Annotated in this window: 5 protein-coding genes and 1 pseudogene; 1 reads left to right on the top strand and 5 read right to left on the bottom strand. The window is 66.5% G+C overall.

Going from position 1 to position 4,560, the window contains the following annotated elements:
* The 3 genes from JOY90_RS03305 to JOY90_RS03315 form a co-directional block, all read right to left on the bottom strand.
* Positions 1 to 734 (bottom strand): ABC transporter substrate-binding protein (locus JOY90_RS03305; protein ID WP_291689740.1); only part of this gene is annotated, 734 nt, incomplete at its 3' end.
* Between the two features lie 34 nt (positions 735 to 768).
* Positions 769 to 1,512 (bottom strand): ABC transporter ATP-binding protein, encoded by a 744-nt coding sequence (locus JOY90_RS03310; RefSeq protein ID WP_291689741.1) that lies wholly within the window; start codon positions 1,510 to 1,512, stop codon positions 769 to 771.
* Positions 1,509 to 2,279 (bottom strand): ABC transporter ATP-binding protein, encoded by a 771-nt coding sequence (locus tag JOY90_RS03315; RefSeq protein ID WP_291689742.1) that lies wholly within the window; start codon positions 2,277 to 2,279, stop codon positions 1,509 to 1,511. Before JOY90_RS03315 ends, JOY90_RS03310 begins: the two co-directional genes overlap by 4 nt.
* A gap of 154 nt (positions 2,280 to 2,433) precedes the next feature.
* Between JOY90_RS03315 and JOY90_RS03320 the strand changes: the two genes are divergently transcribed.
* On the top strand, positions 2,434 to 3,483 hold the full coding sequence (locus JOY90_RS03320) for a proline racemase family protein (RefSeq protein ID WP_291689743.1): 1,050 nt from the start codon (positions 2,434 to 2,436) through the stop codon (positions 3,481 to 3,483).
* Between the two features lie 16 nt (positions 3,484 to 3,499).
* Here JOY90_RS03320 and JOY90_RS03325 read toward each other — a convergent pair whose 3' ends face one another.
* Together JOY90_RS03325 and JOY90_RS03330 are read right to left on the bottom strand one after the other, a co-directional pair.
* Positions 3,500 to 4,282 (bottom strand): SDR family NAD(P)-dependent oxidoreductase, encoded by a 783-nt coding sequence (locus JOY90_RS03325; RefSeq protein ID WP_291689744.1) that lies wholly within the window; start codon positions 4,280 to 4,282, stop codon positions 3,500 to 3,502.
* A pseudogene (locus JOY90_RS03330) lies at positions 4,272 to 4,560 on the bottom strand (hypothetical protein); the annotation flags it as partial. The pseudogene JOY90_RS03330 and the gene JOY90_RS03325, both read right to left, overlap by 11 nt.

Below are 4,560 nucleotides of genomic sequence, written 5' to 3' on the forward strand. Positions count from 1 at the left end.
CGCTGGATGATCGGAGCGTCGCTGTCGTAGATGTCGGTCAGGATGGCGTCGGCGCCGGAATTGACGATGGTCTGCAGCTCGGTGCGGAAGTCGGTCGCGCCGGGCTGGTAGAGCAGCGCCGGAATCCAGCCGAGGCCGAGCTCGCTCGCGCGCTGCTCGCTGACCTTGGCGCGGTCCTGGCCGATCGGGTTGTTCTGGAAGATGCCAGTTAGTTTCTTGGCGCTCGGCTTGTCGGACTTGACGAAATCAACCAGCGCGACGGCCTGTTCGGCGATGCCCGCGGTGTTGAACACGTAGGGGCCGACCGTCTTGAGGTCATTGGTGGTGGCGTCCGTCACCCAGACAACGCCCTTCTCGTTCAGCACCCGGCCGACCGGCAGTGCGATCGAGCTCTGATAGGCGCCGATGCATGCCGCGACCTTGTCGACGTCGGCGAGCTTGTTCGCCGCCTCGACGCCCGACTTCGGTCGTCCCTCGTCGTCCTCGGCGATCAGGGTGATCGGCCGTCCGAGAACGCCGCCGGCCCGGTTGATCTCCTCCGTTCCCAGCTTCAACGCCCGGTAGCTGTCGTTGCCGGCGACCGCCGCCGATCCGGTCAGCCCGATGATCACGCCGATCTTGACGGGCTCCTGCGTCTGCGCTCGCGCTTCGGTACCAAACGGCAATGCAGCCGCGCTGGCGGCCGCAGCCGCCTTCAGCATCGAACGGCGTTCCACCGCCCTGTTCGTATTCACGACGTCCATCGGCTTCGCCTCCCCCTATTCCCGCTCAATGCACCACTCGACCTGGCGAGAATGTCTCGCGGGCGCCCAGATACGCCGCCCGGATCCGTTCGTCCGCGGCGACCGCAGCCGCCGGGCCATGCATGGCGACGAGCCCGGTGACGAGCACATAGGCGCGCGCCGACACCTCCAGTGCGCGATGCACGTCCTGCTCCACGATAACTACGGCAAAGCCGGCCTCGGCGATGGCCCGCACATGCTGGAACACCTCGTCCGCGCGCAGCGGCGACAGCCCGGCCGACGGCTCGTCGAGGATGATCATCTCCGGCGAGACCATCAGCGCTCGCGCCATGGCCAGCAGCTGCCGCTCACCACCGGAAAGCGTGGCTGCGCGCTGCCCCCGGCGGTCCGCGAGCAGCGGAAACAGCGCGAACATGCGCTGGATCGCCGCGCTTCGCTCCTGCCGCCGCAGCCTATAGCCGCCGATCTCCAAATTTTCTGTTACCGTCAGCGGCCTGAAGGTGTTCAGGAGCTGCGGCACGTAGCCGATGCCGCGCGCAACCCGCTCGATCGGCCGCAGGCGCGTGAGGTCCTGGCCGCGGAAGGATATCGAGCCTTTTGTCGTGCGCACATAGCCAAGGATCGCCTTGACCAGGGTCGTCTTGCCGCAACCGTTCGGACCGAGGATGGTGACGATCTCGCCGGGTGAGACCACCAAATCCACTCCGTGGATGACCTCATCGGCCCCATAGCCACAACGCAACCCGCTGGTCTGCAGGAGCGGCGTCATTGGTAGGCCGCGCGGCGTGAGCCGAGATAGGAGGAAATGACGGCCTCCTCGTTCTGAATTTCCGCCGGTGTGCCCTCCGCGATGACCCTGCCGGCTGCGAGCACATAGACCTTGTCGCAGAGTTCGCTGACCGCCCGCATGTTATGCTCGACGATCAGCAGCGTGATCCCCTCGTCCCGGCGCATGACGATCAGCGTGTCGATCACCACATTGATCAGCGACGGATTGACGCCGGCCGTCGGCTCGTCAAGCAGGCAGAGTTGCGGCTTGGCCATCAGAATGCGGCCGAGATCGACAAGCTTGCGCTGGCCGCCCGAGATATTGCCGACATGTTCGTTGCCGATGGCGCTAAGGCCGAGCAGGGATAGAATCTCCTTGGCTCGAGCGACATTGGCGCGCTCGAGCCGCAGCACTCGCGGCAGCAACAGCAGTGCGCTCGGCAGGTTGGCCTCGATCTGATTGCGCGCGGCCGCCATCAGGTTGTCGAGCGCCGTCATGCGCTGACCACCTTCCGAATGTTGGAAAGTGCGGATCAAGCCAAGCCTGGCGATCGCATCGGGGGAGGAAGCGTGGATCGGCGCTCCCTGGAAGAGGACCTTGCCTTCGTCGCGCCGCTGAAAGCCGGTGATGATGTCGAACAGCGTGCTCTTGCCGGAACCGTTGGGACCGATCAGGCCGACAATCTCGCCCCCTCCTACGCGCAGGCTCACCTCCTGCAGAGCGCGAAGAGCGGCGAAGGATTTGGAGACGGAGTCGACCTCGAGCACGGCTGCTCAGCCGAGGGTTCTGGACCGTGCGTCGCCGTCCGGCAGCTCTCCCGTCTGACTGTTTATGTGCATCCGTGTCGCCCCTATTGGATAAGCACGCACGTAATTTCTTGCACGACGCCGGGAACGTGTCCAGATTTTGCAGGGAGGAGCGATGCGCTTCAGTCGAATGATCAACGTGATCGGCGTGCATGTCGCCGGCGAGCTGAACGAGGTGATAGTCGGGGGCGTGCTCGACGTGCCTGGCCGGACCGTGTTCGAAAAGATGCGTTGCCTACAAGCCAAGCACGACTGGCTCCGGCTCTTCCTGCTACAGGAGCCGCGGGGCCGTGTGAGCCAGTGCGTCAACCTCGTGGTGCCGGCGGCCGACGAGCGCGCGGATGTCGGCTTCATCATCATCGAGTCCGACTATTACGTGCCGATGTCGGGCAGTAACACCATCTGCACGGTCACCGCCCTGCTGGAGACCGGAATGATCCCCATGCAGGAGCCCGTGACGCGGCTGACGCTTGAAGCGCCCGCCGGACTCGTTCCCGTGGTGGCGCAGTGCCGCGACGGCAAGTGCGAAAGCGTCACCTTCGACAACGTCCCGGCCTTCGTCTTCGCGCTCGACCGCCATGTCGAGGTCCCAGGGCTCGGCGCGATCAAGGTCGATGTGGCTTACGGCGGCATGATCTACGCCCTGGTCGACGCCGCGTCAGTCGGCTTCGAGGTCGTGCCTCCGGAAGCGGCCGCGCTCGTCGAGGTCGGCGAGCGCATCAAGGCCGCCGCCGCCGAGCAGGTCCCCGCCGTGCACCCGGAAAACCCCGACATCCATACCATCAACCAGACTCTGTTCGCGGCTCCGCTGCGCGACGGCCCCGGCGGGAAGCGTTCCCGCAACGGCGTGATCGTCTCGCCCGGCCGCCTCGACCGCTCGCCGTGCGGCACCGGCACCTCCGCCCGGCTCGCCGTGATGCATGCACGGAACCAGATCGAGGTCGGCGAGACCTTTGTCCACGAATCCCTGCTCGGGACCGAGTTCATCGCCGCTGTGCTCGGCGTCACCGACGTGGGCGGCATTCCCGCGATCCGGCCTTCCATCACCGGCAGCGCTTGGATCACCGCTTTCCATCAATACGTGCTCGACCCCTCCGACCCGTTTCCGAACGGTTTTCGGCTCGGCGATGCCTGGCCCGGCGAAGGACGCAAGCCCGCCTCGTGAGCCAGAAGGCGGAGGCTCAGATCAGGCCGCCGTTAACGTGCACGATCTGGCCGGTCACATAGGAGGCGTCGGGCGAGGCCAGGAAAGCCACGAGCGCCGCCACCTCGCTGGGCTCACCGATGCGCCCGAGCGGGATCTTGCCCGCGAAATCGCGCCATTCCGCCGCGCTCAGGAATTGCTGATCCCCTTCTTTGCGGATCAGGCCTGGAACCACGGCATTGACCGTGATGCCGGACGCCGCGAACGGTACCGAGATCGCGCGCACCATCGCCTCCAATCCCGCCTTCGCGGCCCCTGAGGCAGGATAGTTCGGATAATCGTTGCGAAACACATGCGCGTTGTGGGAGCTGATCGCGATGACGCGCGGGTCGCTCGCCTGCCGTAGATACGGTTCCGCCGCGCTCACTAGCTCGAAGAACCCGCCGGTGATCACGGCCAGGCAGTGGTCGAGGCCGGCCCTGTCGAGCACGCCGATTTCCCTTCGGTCCGGAAACCCGGCATTCGCGATGACGACGTCGAGCCCGCCGAACCGCGCCACGGCGCGCGCAACCAGGCGTCCGCCGGTTTCCTGCTCGGCGAGGTCGCCGAGCAGGACCTCCGTCTCGGCGCCGGCGTCGCGCAACTGCGACGCGACAAGCTCGCACCCTTCGCGGTTGGTGTGCGCGTGTAGCAGGATGCCGGCCCCGGGCCGCGCAAGCCTGCGCGCGATCGCCGCGCCGATGCCGCTCCCAGAGCCGGTGACCAGGATTGACCGTACTCTGCCGGCGCGCTTCGACGGTGGCGGATCCTCAGGCCGCATGCTGGCGCTGGTGCTCCGCCAGCGCGGTCCAATCGACGTCCACCCCGAGGCCAGGCGCATCGGGCAGCCTGGCGCGGGCGCTCTCGAACGTGATACCGCCGCGGAACGGGTTCGGGGTGCCGATGTCGAGGAAGCTCACGTGCCCCTCGCAATCGACCGGGTACGGCGTGCGGGCGATCGCGGCGATGTGGCAGCACGCGGTATCGCCCAAGACCGTGTAGGGGTTGGTATCCACGCTGACGCCGATCCCCGCCGAATCGCAAATCGCAATAGCCTGT

This window comes from Bradyrhizobium sp., assembly GCF_019242285.1.
Taxonomy (GTDB): domain Bacteria; phylum Pseudomonadota; class Alphaproteobacteria; order Rhizobiales; family Xanthobacteraceae; genus Bradyrhizobium.

Excerpts from the sequence above, each read along its gene's own strand:
- JOY90_RS03310 (WP_291689741.1), bottom strand. The coding sequence starts at position 1,512 with ATGACGCCGCTCCTGCAGACCAGCGGGTTGCGTTGTGGCTATGGGGCC.
- JOY90_RS03320 (WP_291689743.1), top strand. The coding sequence starts at position 2,434 with ATGCGCTTCAGTCGAATGATCAACGTGATCGGCGTGCATGTCGCCGGC.
- JOY90_RS03325 (WP_291689744.1), bottom strand. The coding sequence starts at position 4,282 with ATGCGGCCTGAGGATCCGCCACCGTCGAAGCGCGCCGGCAGAGTACGG.